This is a genomic window from Rasiella sp. SM2506 (assembly GCF_050859505.1).
Classification (GTDB): Bacteria; Bacteroidota; Bacteroidia; order Flavobacteriales; family Flavobacteriaceae; genus Marinirhabdus.
The window spans coordinates 995,879-1,010,115 of record NZ_CP193934.1 but is presented as its reverse complement, the minus strand read 5'-3'; the positions used below and the strand labels follow the sequence as shown (position 1 = coordinate 1,010,115).

General features: G+C 38.3%; 16 protein-coding genes. 11 read left to right on the top strand and 5 right to left on the bottom strand.

Annotation, left to right across the window (positions count from 1 at the left end; genetic code table 11):
• Positions 1–70 precede the first annotated feature (70 nt).
• Positions 71–1,531, top strand: coding sequence for a T9SS type A sorting domain-containing protein (locus ACQ2HF_RS04655; protein WP_432412360.1), 1,461 nt, complete (start codon positions 71–73; stop codon positions 1,529–1,531).
• Positions 1,532–1,535: 4 nt separating this feature from the next.
• On the opposite strand, the gene ACQ2HF_RS04650 is transcribed toward ACQ2HF_RS04655, so the two are convergent.
• Entirely contained in the window at positions 1,536–2,015 is a 480-nt protein-coding gene (locus ACQ2HF_RS04650; RefSeq protein ID WP_432412359.1) for a hypothetical protein, read from the bottom strand.
• A gap of 78 nt (positions 2,016–2,093) precedes the next feature.
• On the opposite strand from ACQ2HF_RS04650, the gene ACQ2HF_RS04645 reads away from it, so the two are divergent.
• On the top strand, positions 2,094–2,684 hold the full coding sequence (locus tag ACQ2HF_RS04645; protein WP_432412358.1) for a carboxymuconolactone decarboxylase family protein: 591 nt from the start codon (positions 2,094–2,096) through the stop codon (positions 2,682–2,684).
• Between the two features lie 285 nt (positions 2,685–2,969).
• Here ACQ2HF_RS04645 and ACQ2HF_RS04640 read toward each other — a convergent pair whose 3' ends face one another.
• From ACQ2HF_RS04640 to ACQ2HF_RS04625, 4 genes are all read right to left on the bottom strand, one after another.
• Positions 2,970–3,542: a uracil-DNA glycosylase family protein gene (locus ACQ2HF_RS04640; RefSeq protein WP_432412357.1), complete on the bottom strand. Its 573-nt coding sequence runs from the start codon at positions 3,540–3,542 to the stop codon at positions 2,970–2,972.
• Positions 3,542–4,213, bottom strand: a complete 672-nt coding sequence (gene rsmI / locus ACQ2HF_RS04635) for a 16S rRNA (cytidine(1402)-2'-O)-methyltransferase (protein WP_432412356.1) — start codon at positions 4,211–4,213, stop codon at positions 3,542–3,544. The genes ACQ2HF_RS04640 and rsmI overlap by 1 nt, the downstream gene beginning before the upstream one ends.
• An 85-nt stretch (positions 4,214–4,298) precedes the next feature.
• On the bottom strand, positions 4,299–4,652 hold the full coding sequence (locus ACQ2HF_RS04630) for a DoxX family protein (protein ID WP_432412355.1): 354 nt from the start codon (positions 4,650–4,652) through the stop codon (positions 4,299–4,301).
• 9 nt (positions 4,653–4,661) lie between these two features.
• Complete coding sequence (locus tag ACQ2HF_RS04625) at positions 4,662–5,471, bottom strand: hypothetical protein (RefSeq protein WP_432412354.1); 810 nt, start codon at positions 5,469–5,471, stop codon at positions 4,662–4,664.
• A 113-nt stretch (positions 5,472–5,584) separates the two neighbouring features.
• Between ACQ2HF_RS04625 and ACQ2HF_RS04620 the strand changes: the two genes are divergently transcribed.
• From ACQ2HF_RS04620 to ACQ2HF_RS04580, 9 genes are all read left to right on the top strand, one after another.
• Positions 5,585–6,241: a thymidine kinase gene (locus tag ACQ2HF_RS04620; protein WP_432412353.1), complete on the top strand. Its 657-nt coding sequence runs from the start codon at positions 5,585–5,587 to the stop codon at positions 6,239–6,241.
• A 2-nt stretch (positions 6,242–6,243) separates the two neighbouring features.
• Positions 6,244–7,353: an alanine racemase gene (alr, locus tag ACQ2HF_RS04615; RefSeq protein WP_432412352.1), complete on the top strand. Its 1,110-nt coding sequence runs from the start codon at positions 6,244–6,246 to the stop codon at positions 7,351–7,353.
• Positions 7,354–7,433: 80 nt separating this feature from the next.
• Positions 7,434–7,850, top strand: coding sequence for a large conductance mechanosensitive channel protein MscL (mscL, locus tag ACQ2HF_RS04610; RefSeq protein ID WP_432412351.1), 417 nt, complete (start codon positions 7,434–7,436; stop codon positions 7,848–7,850).
• Between the two features lie 217 nt (positions 7,851–8,067).
• Positions 8,068–9,057: an aspartate-semialdehyde dehydrogenase gene (locus ACQ2HF_RS04605; RefSeq protein ID WP_432412350.1), complete on the top strand. Its 990-nt coding sequence runs from the start codon at positions 8,068–8,070 to the stop codon at positions 9,055–9,057.
• Positions 9,058–9,108: 51 nt separating this feature from the next.
• Positions 9,109–9,510 carry a DoxX family membrane protein gene (locus ACQ2HF_RS04600; RefSeq protein WP_432412349.1) on the top strand — a complete coding sequence of 134 codons (402 nt, stop codon included), beginning with the start codon at positions 9,109–9,111 and terminating at the stop codon, positions 9,508–9,510.
• A gap of 99 nt (positions 9,511–9,609) precedes the next feature.
• Positions 9,610–9,987, top strand: coding sequence for a DoxX family membrane protein (locus ACQ2HF_RS04595; protein ID WP_432412348.1), 378 nt, complete (start codon positions 9,610–9,612; stop codon positions 9,985–9,987).
• Positions 9,988–10,059: 72 nt separating this feature from the next.
• The gene (locus ACQ2HF_RS04590; RefSeq protein ID WP_432412347.1) at positions 10,060–12,231 is read left to right on the top strand and encodes a prolyl oligopeptidase family serine peptidase; all 2,172 of its coding nucleotides are present in this window, start codon (positions 10,060–10,062) and stop codon (positions 12,229–12,231) included.
• 97 nt (positions 12,232–12,328) lie between these two features.
• On the top strand, positions 12,329–13,267 hold the full coding sequence (locus ACQ2HF_RS04585; protein ID WP_432412346.1) for an ABC transporter ATP-binding protein: 939 nt from the start codon (positions 12,329–12,331) through the stop codon (positions 13,265–13,267).
• Between the two features lie 156 nt (positions 13,268–13,423).
• Positions 13,424–14,170 (top strand): SDR family oxidoreductase, encoded by a 747-nt coding sequence (locus tag ACQ2HF_RS04580; RefSeq protein ID WP_432412345.1) that lies wholly within the window; start codon positions 13,424–13,426, stop codon positions 14,168–14,170.
• Positions 14,171–14,237 lie beyond the last annotated feature (67 nt).

Sequence of the window (14,237 nt, the reverse complement as noted above, 5' to 3'; positions counted from 1 at the left end):
AAATAGGATTATATTCTAAATACAATTTGAAATTTACTATATTTAAATACTAATAATAGATTTAAATAAAATGAAAAAGTTCTTTCTCGCACTATGTGTGCTTAGCACAAGTATAACTTTTGGACAAGATGGTAGTCTTGACACTTCCTTTGGCGACAATGGCTTAGTAGATATTGATTATGAGAATTCATCCATTGATGTAGGAGGAGTAAATCAATTCTCTGATGGCTCTTATATTGTTCTTGCTGGTAAATTAGAATCTGATGAAAAATCAATACTTATTCATAAGTTCTTAAATAATGGAAGTCTGGACACTAGTTTTGGTGACAATGGTATTTTAACGTATTTACCTACAGTAAGAGAAGACCCTAGAGCGACTTATATAGTAGAAGAAGACAAAATTTTATATGTATTTAACAAAGAGGCTCAAGGAAATTTCTTTAAAAAGTTTTTGCCAGACGGTACTTTAGACACTTCTTTTGGAGCCAATGGCGAGCTTGAACCATTTCCTGGTGAATTTAATGCTCAATTGCGTTTTAATAAATTTAATTCAATTGTTGCTGGTCTAAAATTGGGAACTACTTTTAGGGTTAAAAGGTTTTTGTTGAATGGTGACCCTGATACTTCCTTTGGTGATAGCGGAATGGCCACTATACAAGGACCATCATCTATAACATTTTATCAATCCTTTAAAATTACTTCAGATAACAAAATTTTAATAACCGCAGAACAGCAAGTAAATGGTGAAAAGTCGCCTATAATCTTTCAAGCTAACCAAGATGGTAGTATTGACACATCCTTTGGAACAAATGGATTTGTTGAGATTCCTTATGTAGACCCCAATGACGATTTTGTTTTTAATTCAAACGGTGTACAACTCTTTGAAGATGGGTCTATCTTAATTATATCTATATACAACTTTCCTGCATATGATTTAGCCAAAACAAGAATTTATAAAATGTCTTCAGAAGGAGAACTTATTACTGCAGTAGGCTCGGGTGGTGAAATTACAGGCGATGGTTTGCCACGAGTAATAATTCAAGAAAATCAAAGATTTCTGGTTATGTATCAGCCTATAGGGATGGTTGGAACAGGAGGTCGTGTAGGTATTAGTAGATATTTTTCCAATGGCTTTGAAGATAGTAGTTTTAGTTTTGACAGAGCTGCCTTTCCTATTTTAACCAATGCTAATTTTCTTATCGATAGTGATGGTAAGGTTGTTGTATCTGGTGGTGGACGGGCATTTGAAGATTTTTTTATGTATCGTCTAAACAACAATCCACTGGGTATTGAAGAAAATACGCAAAATATTTTTACCGTTTTTCCAAACCCAGCCAATGATTTTATAACAATTTCTTGTACGGAATGTTATCTAACAAACAAACCCTATCAAATAACAGATACTTCAGGTAAAGTTATTCAGCAGGCTAATTTCAGTGTTGAAAACCCAACGGTTTCTATGGAAGGTTTTGCTAATGGGTTGTATTATCTTACGATAGAGAATACCACCGTTAAACTAGTGAAACAATAGGTGCTTAGTTCTCAAAAATGGTAAAATCCAACGCAGCAGCCAGGGTTACTTCTTTAATGTCTCCTTCATTTAAAGTCACGGCAATAAAATTATTAGTAACGTCCCCACTTATAGATGTTACTACATTTATATAAATCGTTTCCGTAGTGCTGTCTGAAAAAAGCCCCGGAATATCCAATACAATTACCGAAGTCCCCGAAGCATCCACTTTTCCTATCTGGCTTGCAATGGAAAGATTGTAATCCTGTTCTTCCTGCGTTTGAGAATTCAATATAAAATCATCCCAATCGTTTTGATCATATATCTGGACATCTACACCATTGTCAAAAAAATCGGTATCCAAATCGCTGAAGGTGAGTCCATTTTCATCTTCAAGTCTCAAAACAATGGACGTGTCTACTGGTTCTTGGATTGTTTCTGAGTCATCATCTTTTGAGCAGGCAAACAGGCTAATTAACAAGAATAACGCAATAAATTTTTTCATAATTAAGTATCTTCACATTTTAAGCAAAAATACATTTCTGAAAACTTTAAAATACAATAAAACTTTAAAATTATATTTATGCCATTAGTAACTCCTCTTTCTGCAGACCATGATGAAAATACTCAAGAACTTGCCGAATTTTTTAATGAGACCCTAGGCTTTTGCCCTAACAGCGTGCTTACCATGCAGCGCAGACCTGCCATAAGCCGTGCTTTTATTAATCTCAATAAAGCTGTGATGGCTAACGAAGGCAATGTAACTTCTGCCCTTAAAAGAATGATTGCCTGGGTGAGTAGTAATGCTACAGGTTGCCGGTATTGCCAAGCCCATGCTATTCGAGCTGCAGAACGCTATGGAGCAGAACAAGAACAACTAGACAATATATGGGAATACCGCACACACCCTTCCTTTAATGAAGCCGAACGTGCCGCATTAGATTTTTCTCTGGCAGCCAGCCAGGTACCCAATGCTGTAGATGAAGAAATTAAAAAACGTCTTTACGAACACTGGAATGAAGGTGAAATTGTAGAAATGTTAGGAGTGATTTCACTCTTTGGTTATTTAAATCGTTGGAATGACAGTATGGGAACTTCAATTGAGGATGGAGCTGTAGAAAGTGGAAATCAATATCTTGGGAAGCACGGTTGGGAGAAAGGGAAACACGTTTAATATAAATTGAAGTTTCCATGCGCTATGGTGGTTGTTTCAAAAAAGTGCGAACTTTTTCTGTCGCACTTTTTTGAAACTTTCCGTCCAGATTACTAAAGAAGGTGCTGTAGAAAGTGGAGATCAATAGATTTTAGATTGACGATTGGCGATATTAGATTTTTGAACTTAAAAAAACAAATATCGAATATCGAACTGTAGAATAACGAATGGTGAAGTAAAAATAATTGAAAATAACGATTGGGGATTTTTCATTGTTGAACTCTCTGTTATTTAGAAAACAGTAGTTTAAGGATCCAAAATCTCTGCTATTTTCTTCTGTAATAACGGCACGATACTTTCTTCAAACCAAGGGTTTTTTGCTCTCCAGAATCTATTTACGGGCGACGGATGTGGCAAAGGCCAATATCTGGGTAAGAAATCTTCAAAATTTTCTACGCGCTGGGTAAGGTTTCTGCCATCTTTCGGTAAATAAAATATGGTGGCATAGCTCCCAATTAATAGAGTAAGCTGGACGTTTTTCAGTTTTTTTAAAACAACATCATGCCATAAAGGTGCACACTCTTTTCTTGGTGGGAGATCTCCTGTTTTTGCTTTTCCTGGATAACAAAAACCCAATGGGAGAATTGCAAAATTACTAGTGTTGTAAAAAATATCTTCATCAACACCTAGCCATTCCCGCAGTTTTTTTCCGCTTTGGTCGTTCCAAGCTATCCCGCTTTCATGAACTTTTCTTCCAGGAGCCTGACTAATTAAAATAATTTTTGAATTTAGCGATGCTTCTACAATAGGTTTTGGGCCCAATGGTAGGTGTTTCGCACAAACGGAGCAGTCTCGTATTTCTGAAAGTAGTTTTTGCATTACTTTTTTCCTCCCACAATAACGACTATTTCTCCTTTGGGAGGTTTCGCTTCATAATGTGCCAATACTTCGGCAACAGTTCCTCTTATGGTTTCCTCGTGAAGCTTCGTGATTTCTCTTGAAACTGAAATTTGCCTATCCGCTCCAAAATAATCCACAAATTGGGTTAAAGACTTTACTAGTTTATGAGGCGATTCGTAAAAAATGATGGTTCTGGTTTCTTCAGCTAGGAGTTGTAAGCGGGTCTGACGCCCTTTTTTTACAGGTAAAAATCCCTCAAATACAAACTTATCGTTTGGTAAGCCACTATTTACAAGGGCTGGGACAAAAGCGGTGGCTCCTGGAAGACAATCTACCTCTATCCCTGCTTCTACACAGGCTCTCGTGAGTAAAAATCCAGGATCACTAATAGCGGGTGTTCCAGCATCACTTATTAATGCTATAGTTTCTCCTGCCTGAATTCGTTTTACTATGCCTTCGGTAGTTTTGTGCTCGTTGTGCATATGGTGCGAATGCATTTGGGTTGTAATGTTGAAATGCTTCAGCAATTTTCCGCTGGTTCGGGTGTCTTCGGCCAAAATAAGATCTGCTTCCTGTAGTACTTCAATAGCACGAAAGGTAATGTCTTTTAAATTTCCGATAGGCGTTGGAACAAGGTAGAGTTTGGACACGGGTTAAGGTTTGAATTACGAGCGATAAACGACGAAGTTAAACAATTTTATTTATTCAATTTTCAGCTTCAGTTTTGATTTCCTCCTAGTACCGTACCTCTTTTCCAAAGAAATAGGATGTGAGCAAAACAATCATCGCTATTAACGTTAACGTAAGGCTTTGGCCGGCCATATAATGTGCAAAAAACGCTAGCACAATATCTATGGCAAATCCTGCGTAGGCCCATTCGGTGAGCCAGTTATTTTTTCGCCATAAAATCATACCAACGCCCAACACTTTGGCAACTGCCAAGGGAATGACAATGTATTCTGGGTAGCCGAATGATGTAAAGAAATCCTTTACCATTTCGGTATTCAAAAAATACATAGCAGCAGAGTACAGCATAATGCCACAAAGTAGTGCGGTGGCAATCCAGTAAATTGTTTTAGAGACTTTCAATTCGAAAGGTTAATTAAATTGTCTTTCAACCGATGCCATAAATCGCTCTGCAAACATATCTTTCTGCAACCAAAAATTATAATCTGGCTTTACTTTCGTTTTTATGAACGTCTCTGCTTGTTCAAAAGACTGCATGGTATTGATCTGGGATAAGACACGGGTGTAATCTTCAGCATTGCCTCCAAAGAGGTGTTTTATGTAGGCAATGCGATCGTTAAGACCAATATTAACCCCGCTACCTGCTTGATCGTTAAGAGATTTTGGCTTTTCACTAACCCCTAAATCATCTATAAGACGTTTATTATTTTCGGGTGCCGGAATCCCTTTAACAGGTTCGCGTTCTTCTAGTGTTGTTTTAATTTCGGAGGGTGGTGAAGGTGTCGCTTTACGCTCAAACGTAGGGGTTTGCTGGTAGGTTTTGGCAAACTCTTCGAGGTCATTTTTTATATATTTTTTCTCTGGAAGTACTTCCTCTAAAAATTCGTCCAACTCTTGCGATTCTGGTGGCATTTGCGCTACTAGATCCTTAATTTTTTCCATCAAAGGTTCTACCAAGTCTTCTTTGTGTTGTGGCTGTGGGATAGGCTCTGGCTCGGTAAACCAATTTTGTTCTTTATAACTTTTGCTATCAAAAGCATCATCTTCCTTCATTATTGTAGAAGGGATTACCTCATCTAATTGCTGCTCTAAATATTCCAAAACTGTCAAACGCTCATAAATGTTTGTCACTTTTTGTTTCATTTCGGCACTGTTCATTTTTTTCTGCTGAAGTATTTCATTCGCCAAATCACGTAGGTCTTGTTGCAATTTATTTTTCATCTTTCTGTATAACTTTTTTTAGTTCTGAAGGGACGGGGTCAACTTTGTTTTGTTAAATTTACGCATCCTATATGTAAACGTCAAGAATTTCCGTTTTATTCTAAACAACACTTATGTTTCTCGAAAATACCGTAAATCAAAAAGAGCAATTTGGCTGGATCGAAGTGATCTGCGGCTCTATGTTTTCTGGTAAGACCGAAGAGTTGATTCGCCGATTAAAGCGCGCTCAATTTGCGCGCCAAAAAGTGGAAATTTTTAAACCAAATGTAGATACCAGGTATGAAGATGACCACGTAGTTTCTCATGACAGCAACCAAATACGTTCTACACCAGTTCCCGCAGCGGCCAACATCCCAATTTTGGCAGATAATTGCGATGTGGTGGGGATAGACGAAGCTCAGTTTTTTGATGATGAAATTGTAAAAGTATGTAATGACCTTGCCAATCGTGGTGTTCGGGTAATTGTAGCTGGACTGGATATGGACTACAAAGGAAACCCCTTTGGCCCTATGCCCGCATTGATGGCTACTGCCGAATATGTTACCAAAGTACATGCCATTTGCCCGCGAACGGGGAATCTGGCGCATTATAGCTTTCGAAAATCAAACAACGATAACCTCGTACTCCTTGGTGAAACTGAAGAATACGAACCTTTAAGCCGGGCAGCTTACTATAAAGCAGTACTCCGGGAAAAAGTAAGAAAAATGGAAGTACAGGACCCAGAACAAATTACTTCAAAATCTGCCGAAGAGGCCAAAAAGCAAGCTTAGCAATGGCTCAATTTCACGAAACCGTGTTGGAAATAGACTTAAATGCGCTAACACACAATTACAATTATCTTACTTCAAAACTTCAAAAAGAAACGAAGACCTTGGCGGTGGTAAAAGCTTTTGGATATGGTAGCGAAAGTGTTGCCGTTGCAAAAGAATTAGAAAATTTAGGAATCGACTATTTTGCTGTTGCCTATGTAAAGGAAGGCGTTTTACTGCGCAATGCGGGTATAAGGACTCCTATTTTAGTGTTACACCCACAACCCATTAATTTTGAGGAATTAATAGATCGCTGTTTGGAACCTTCTATTTATAGCCATAGAATACTAAAACATTTTATAGCAATTGCTGAAGAAAAAAAACAAAAGGACTACCCTATTCATTTAAAGTTTAATACAGGATTAAACCGCTTAGGTTTCTTAAAAACTGATGCCGAACCTATTTTAGCAACCCTAAAGGAAACACAGGCTATTAAAGTACGCTCCGTATTTTCACATTTAGTAGCTAGTGAAGACCCAAATGAAGAGGAGTTTACCCTTCAGCAAATAAGTACTTTCAAAAGAATCGCTGAACTAATAAAAGCTGGCTTGCCATATGCTGTTTTTATGCACCAAAGCAATACTTCTGGGGTGATTAATTATCCACAGGCACATTTTGATATGGTACGCGTAGGGATTGGTTTGTATGGCTTCGGAAATTCAGAAAAAGAAAATAAAAATTTGAAACCTGTTGCTACCTTAAAATCTGTAATCTCGCAAATTCATTCTATTCAACCTGGTGAAACTGTTGGGTACAACCGTGCATATAAATCCAAAGAGCACGAAAAAACTGCTACTATTCCTATTGGTCACGCAGACGGGATTTCCCGTGCTTACGGCAACGGAATTGGCTGGGTAACTATTGCAGGTAAAAAAGCCCCCATTGTTGGCAACGTTTGCATGGATATGCTCATGGTAAATATTACAGGAATAGACTGCAAAGAAGGCGATAAGGTGGTTGTTTTTGGAGAAAATCCTACGGCACAACAACTTGCTGAAGCTGTAAATTCTATCCCATACGAGTTATTAACAGCTATCTCTCAACGAGTAAAACGTGTTGTTTGTCGAAAGTGATATGAGTCATTTCTGTATTGATTTTAATACTTATTACTTTTTCTCTACCTTAGTCACTTATTAACCTAAACCAACAAAATATGCTTAAAGAATTTAAAGCTTTTATTATGACAGGCAATGTCATAGACTTAGCCGTTGCTGTAATCCTCGCAGGAGCCGTAGGCCTCGTAGTTAGCGGATTTGTGTCCGACATTATGATGCCTATTATTGGTCATTTTGCGGGAGGAACTAATTTTTCTGATCTCTTCGTTGCTATGGATGGTAAAGAATATGCTACACTTGAAGAAGCAAGAGATGGCGGAGGTGCCGTTATCGCTTGGGGAAATTGGGTAAACGCCATAATCAACCTGATCATTATTGGTTTTGTATTGTTTATGATTGTAAAAGCATACGGAAAAGTTCGTAAAAAAGAAGAAGCTGCAGCACCTGCACCAGACCCAGGACCGTCTGAAAAAGATATCCTTATGGAAATTCGTGACGAGCTTCGTAAAAAATAGCCTTTAATCACTCAGCAAGTTCATCGTCTTGATGAAACTAAGGTTGCTGAGTGATTTTATGTTCGCCTTTGGCGAACGTAAAATTGTACCGAAGCACCGCTACACTACTTAATTCTAACAAAACCACCCTATCGAAAGTAGGGTGGTCTTTTTTTTCGTTGTAATTTTGTAGTAAGATAGCACAACAGTCTATCTTTAAAGTAAAAAATTATCTTGTATGAAAATAGCCGTTGTTGGTGCCACTGGTATGGTAGGCACCGTTATGCTTACATTATTGGAAGAACGCAACTTCCCTCTTACCGAACTTATTCTAGTAGCTTCAGAAAAATCTATTGGTCGTGAGGTTTCGTATAATGGAAAATTAGTTCCCATCATTTCTATGGAAGACGCAATTATGGCACGACCCGAGATTGCTATTTTTTCGGCTGGTGGAGATACTTCAATTGCGTGGGCTCCCAAATTTGCTGAAGTTGGCACTACCGTTATAGACAATTCTTCTGCTTGGCGTATGGATCCGTCTAAGAAATTAGTAGTTCCGGAAATAAACGCGCACCTATTAACTTCCGAAGATAAAATTATTGCCAATCCCAATTGTTCTACAATTCAACTTGTGATGGCATTGGCCCCGTTGCACAAAAAATACAAAATGAAGCGCGTGGTGATTTCTACCTATCAATCAGTTTCTGGCACTGGGGTGAAAGCGGTTCAGCAATTAGAAAATGAAGCCCTTGGCAAAAAAGGTGAAATGGCATATCCATATCCCATTTATAAAAATGCCTTACCCCATTGTGATGTTTTTGAAGCTAACGGCTATACTAAAGAAGAAATGAAGCTGGCCCGTGAGCCACAAAAAATATTGGACGATAGAACATTTTCAATTTCGGCTACAGCGGTGCGTATTCCAACGGCAGGAGGCCATAGCGAATCTGTAAACGTAGAATTTTTAAATGATTTTGAGCTTGCAGACGTTCGTAAAATGCTACACGAAACTCCCGGAATTGTAGTACAGGACAACCCCGACACTAATACGTATCCTATGCCCATCTACGCCCATGGAAAAGACGATGTATTTGTAGGCAGAATTAGAAGAGACGAAACCCAGCCCAACACTTTAAATATGTGGATTGTAAGCGATAACCTTAGAAAAGGTGCCGCAACCAATGCGATCCAGATTGCCGAGTATTTGGTTAAAAAGAAGCTTGTGTAAGCACTTAGAAAATTTTCGTCTAACTTTTGATAGCAACCAAAAAGAACTTAGATGAAAATTTTCCACATTATTTTACGAACAGGATTAGGCTTAATGCTCTTAACATTTGGCCTCAATAAATTTTTCTGGTTTATGCCAGATTTCGACTTTACCGGATATCCCGAGGCAGAACACCTTTTTAACGCCCTCCGCTACTCTGGTGAGAATCCCGACGCTGGTAAAGGATATATCATGAACATGGTTGGCACTACCGAAGTTATAGTAGGTCTTTTATTGGTTATAAAAAAATGGGTGCCATTGGCCTTGGTTATGTTGGTTCCCATCTCTATAAACATTGTGATGTTTCATATCATGGTAAACCCACCTAATATTGGTCCCGCTCTAGCAGTGGCGTTAGTGAACACATATTTAGTATATCGCAATTGGGACGCTTATAAAGGAATGTTTCAGTAAAAAACTAATTTACAAATAGTTATAATCTGCTTTTTCAGTTTGAAGGAGCAGGTTTTTTTTTACTATCTTTAGGAAACATAACCATCAAACCTCTCTCTTATGAATTCAACTTTTACTACTATTCTTCGTATTGTATTAGGATTAACGCTTTTAATCTTCGGCGTAAATAAGTTCATCAACTTTATTCCTATGTTCGAAATGCCACCAGCAGCAGCCAATTTTATCGAATCCTTAGAAACCACTGGCTACGCTTTTTATCTAGTAGCTATACTCGAGATTGCTGTAGCGGGTATGCTACTGCTCAAAAAATGGGTGCCTTTTGCACTTGTTCTATTAGCGCCTCTTTCCATCAACATTCTTTTGTTTCATATCTTTTTGGATGTTTCAGACGTTTGGGTGGCCATTGTAATTTTCAGCTTAAATGTGTTGCTTATTTACAAATATTGGAAAGCTTATCGCACTCTTTTTCAGTATTAAAGTATAAAATAGGTTTGTTACAGTTCGGTAACGGCAGTTTTTCAGTAATTTAGTAGCTTCAATTTTATACAGATGAAAAAACTAATAATACCTACGCTTTGCCTTCTAACACTCATAAGTTGCAAAGATGAAAAAGAAACTGCTCAAAAAGAAACGATTGCCGTGACCTATCCAGAGACCAAAAAAGTAGACACCGTAACCAACTATTTTGGAACCGATGTAAGAGACCCCTACCGCTGGCTAGAAGATGACATGAGCGCCGAAACTGCAGATTGGGTGACGCGTCAAAACAAAACTACGTTTGGGTATTTAGATAACATTCCGTTTCGTGAGGAGCTAAAAGAACGCCTCACCGAGCTTTGGAATTACGAAAAAGTAGGCTCACCCTTTAAGGAAGGCGACTATACCTATTTCTATAAAAACGATGGCCTTCAAAACCAATATGTAATCTACCGCTACAAAACAGGTGAGGAGCCTAGTACAGCCGAAATTTTCTTAGACCCCAACACCTTTAAAGAAGATGGAACTATCTCCTTAGGCGGTCTTAATTTTTCTGAAAATGGAAAAACTGCTGCCTATAGCATTTCTGAAGGCGGAAGTGATTGGAGAAAAGTACTTGTGATGAATACCGAAAACAAAGAAATTGTAGAGGATACTTTGGTAGATGTCAAATTTAGTGGCGTTTCCTGGAAAGCAGATGAAGGTTTTTATTACTCTAGTTACGACAAACCAAAAGGGAGCGAGCTTTCTGCTAAAACAGATCAGCACAAATTATTTTACCATAAATTGGGTACTCCCCAAAAAGAAGATCAGTTAATTTTTGGCGGTACTGCTGAACAAAAACACCGCTATGTGGGTGGAAGTGTTTCTGAAGATAACCGCTGGTTACAAATTTCGGCTAGTACTTCAACTTCTGGAAATAAGTTGTTTATAAAAGATTTAAGCAAGCCAAACAGCAAATTGATTACAATAGTGGACAACACAGATTCTGACACGTACATTATTGAAAACGTTGGTACAAAATTATACTTAATGACCAACCGAAACGCCCCCAACAATAAAATTGTAACGGTTGATGCTAGCAACCCTGCGCCCGGTAATTGGAAAGATTTTATCCCGGAAACCGAAAATGTACTAAGCCCAGGAACGGGAGGAGGCTACTTTTTTACCGAATATATGGTAGATGCCGTGAGCAAAGTAATGCAATACGACTACGACGGAAAACTAATACGTGAGGTTGAATTACCAGGAGTTGGTAGTGCAGGTGGTTTTGGAGCTAAAAAAGAAGATACGGAATTGTATTACAGTTTTGCAAATTACGTAACGCCAGGAAGTATCTATAAATTCAACATTGAGAATGGTACCAGCGAGTTATACGTAAAACCAGACATAGACTTTAACCCAGAAAATTACGAAAGTAAGCAGGTGTTTTATACCTCAAAAGACGGGACAAAAGTACCTATGATTATTACCCATAAAAAAGGTTTAAAACTGGACGGAAAAAACCCAACAATTCTGTACGGTTATGGAGGTTTCAACATAAGTTTAACGCCTAGTTTTAGTATTGCCAACGCCGTATGGATGGAACAGGGTGGCATTTACGCAGTACCTAACCTTCGTGGGGGTGGTGAATATGGTAAAAAATGGCACGATGCTGGAACACAATTAAAAAAGCAAAATGTGTTTGACGATTTTATAGCTGCCGCTGAATATCTAATTGAAAACAAATACACTTCTAAAGATTACCTGGCCATAAGAGGAGGTTCAAACGGCGGTTTGTTAGTGGGAGCTACCATGACCCAGAGACCAGATTTAATGAAAGTGGCGTTACCAGCTGTGGGTGTACTGGACATGCTTCGCTACCATACATTTACCGCAGGAGCAGGTTGGGCGTACGATTACGGTACGGCAGACGACAACAAAGAAATGTTTGAGTATCTTAAAGCATACTCTCCCGTTCATAACGTAAAAGAAGGTGTAGCATACCCTGCAACTTTAGTGACCACAGGAGATCACGATGACCGCGTAGTACCCGCACACAGTTTTAAATTTGCGGCAGCATTACAAGACAAACAAACTGGTGAAAACCCAACGTTAATCCGCATTGAAACCGATGCTGGTCACGGAGCAGGTACCCCAGTGAGCAAAACCATTGAACAATATGCAGATATTTTTGGTTTTACACTCTACAATATGGGATATGAAGTTTTGCCAAATAAAACTACTTCTAAAGTAAAAAAATAACGCTCTCAACAAATTAAACCTCTCAAAAAGCTCCTCCCCTTTTAAGGGGAGGTACTCTTTTTGGTCTTCTTGGCAAAAAAGAGTGGAGGGATCAGCTATGCTCAAAGTTAACATTCAATCTTTTAAATATCCCAACTCTGAAAAAGAAATTCTTTCACAGCTTTCTTTTCAGTTGAAAAAAGGAGAATGTATGGCCATTTTGGGTGAAAGTGGCTGCGGAAAGTCTACGTTGCTTCACATCATGTATGGTTTACTGAATATAGATAAAGGCGAAATCTATTACGGAAAAAAACAACTCTTTGGTCCAAGCCATAATTTAATTCCAGGGCACGATTGCATGAAACTGGTGTCGCAGGAATTTAACCTAATGCCCTTTACCTCGGTGGCTGAAAATGTAGGTGAAAACCTGCCTAGAGTCAATACTGAAGAAGACTATAATCGGATTGGCGAAGTGTTAGAAACCGTTGGCCTTCTCGATAGTAGAAATCGAAAAGTAAAATCGCTTAGTGGTGGCCAAAAGCAACGGGTAGCACTTGCCAAAGCTCTAGCCAATGTTCCTGAAGTATTACTGCTAGATGAACCCTTTAGCAGTATCGATGCTTTAAGAAAAAATCACCTTAGGCGTAATTTGTTTAACTATGCAAAGAAGCATACCATTACTTGCATCACCGCAACCCATGATGCTGAAGAAGCGCTGGCTTTTTCAGACAAATTATTGGTGTTAAAAAATGGTGAAACGTTACAAATGGGAACACCAGCTCAGGTGTATGCTTCCGCAGCTTCAGTATATGAAAAGAGCTTTTTTGGAGAAGTTTCAACTATACCCGCAGGAATCTTATCTAAAAAAGAACTGCTACTATTTCCCCATCAATTAAAAGTTTCAGAAAAGAAAACTCCTTTAAAGGTTAAAGTGGAGGAGTCCTATTTTAAAGGTCGCGCCTATCTTATTTCTTGTGAGTGGAATTCAAAAACATTGTTTTTTGAATATGATAAAAAGCTCGCGAAAGATATCTTTGTTTATCTCACAGTAGCCTAACTACTGTATCTCGCTGCAGGTTAATACGTTGAACTAAGTTTAAAATCATTAACAAACGCGTAAAAATCCCGTTAAAAACTTGCCAAACCCGGCGATAACTCACCAAACAGGTTTTCTTACCCGTATATTTAGGTGCATTAGAAAAAAGAAAAAACTATGAACTTAAAGAACAAGACTGTAATTATAACTGGAGCATCCAGTGGAATTGGCGAGGCAACAGCCCTTAAACTTTCAAAAGAAGGAGCAAATGTAGTATTAACGGCAAGACGCGAGAATAAATTAAAAGCATTGAAGGCCAAAATTGAAAAAGACGGAGGAAAAGCCATTGTTGTTGTTGGCGATGTTACCAATAAAAACGATTGGCAACACTTACAGAAAGAAGCAAAAGATACTTTTGGGTCTATAGATGTTTTAATAAACAATGCTGGACTTATGCCGCTTTCTTACGTTAAAAACTTACATACCGATGAATGGGACACCATGGTAGATGTAAATATTAAAGGAGTATTAAATGGTGTTTCTGCTGTATTGCCTACCATGATCGAACAAAAAGGAGGACATATCATTAATATTTCTTCGGTTGCTGCGTATAAATATTTCCCAGGCGGTGCTGTGTATTGTGCTACCAAATCTGCCGTGAAGATGTTTTCGGAAGGGTTACGTCAAGAATTAGCGCCAACATACGGGATTAATGTTACTTCTATCGAGCCAGGTGCTGTAGACACTGAACTAACAGAGACCATCACAGACAAAGAGTTAATGAATGATATGAAAGAAGTGATGGGCGATGTAAAACCATTAGAACCCAATGATATTGCAGACGCCATTTTCTATGCCTTATCACAACCTGGGCGTACTAATATAAATGATGTGTATATAATGCCAACTACTCAAAAACAATAAACTGAGTCTGCTTAGAACATTACATTTGGTTATATAAAAAATCCAGCGAAGCTAGCCTCGCTGGATT

Bases quoted from the DNA above. Each gene is read 5' to 3' on its own strand.
- ACQ2HF_RS04655 (WP_432412360.1), top strand. From the start codon at position 71: ATGAAAAAGTTCTTTCTCGCACTATGTGTGCTTAGCACAAGTATAACT.
- ACQ2HF_RS04650 (WP_432412359.1), bottom strand. From the start codon at position 2,015: ATGAAAAAATTTATTGCGTTATTCTTGTTAATTAGCCTGTTTGCCTGC.
- ACQ2HF_RS04645 (WP_432412358.1), top strand. From the start codon at position 2,094: ATGCCATTAGTAACTCCTCTTTCTGCAGACCATGATGAAAATACTCAA.
- ACQ2HF_RS04640 (WP_432412357.1), bottom strand. From the start codon at position 3,542: ATGCAAAAACTACTTTCAGAAATACGAGACTGCTCCGTTTGTGCGAAA.
- ACQ2HF_RS04625 (WP_432412354.1), bottom strand. From the start codon at position 5,471: ATGAAAAATAAATTGCAACAAGACCTACGTGATTTGGCGAATGAAATA.
- ACQ2HF_RS04620 (WP_432412353.1), top strand. From the start codon at position 5,585: ATGTTTCTCGAAAATACCGTAAATCAAAAAGAGCAATTTGGCTGGATC.
- alr (WP_432412352.1), top strand. From the start codon at position 6,244: ATGGCTCAATTTCACGAAACCGTGTTGGAAATAGACTTAAATGCGCTA.
- mscL (WP_432412351.1), top strand. From the start codon at position 7,434: ATGCTTAAAGAATTTAAAGCTTTTATTATGACAGGCAATGTCATAGAC.
- ACQ2HF_RS04605 (WP_432412350.1), top strand. From the start codon at position 8,068: ATGAAAATAGCCGTTGTTGGTGCCACTGGTATGGTAGGCACCGTTATG.
- ACQ2HF_RS04600 (WP_432412349.1), top strand. From the start codon at position 9,109: ATGAAAATTTTCCACATTATTTTACGAACAGGATTAGGCTTAATGCTC.
- ACQ2HF_RS04595 (WP_432412348.1), top strand. From the start codon at position 9,610: ATGAATTCAACTTTTACTACTATTCTTCGTATTGTATTAGGATTAACG.
- ACQ2HF_RS04590 (WP_432412347.1), top strand. From the start codon at position 10,060: ATGAAAAAACTAATAATACCTACGCTTTGCCTTCTAACACTCATAAGT.
- ACQ2HF_RS04585 (WP_432412346.1), top strand. From the start codon at position 12,329: ATGCTCAAAGTTAACATTCAATCTTTTAAATATCCCAACTCTGAAAAA.
- ACQ2HF_RS04580 (WP_432412345.1), top strand. From the start codon at position 13,424: ATGAACTTAAAGAACAAGACTGTAATTATAACTGGAGCATCCAGTGGA.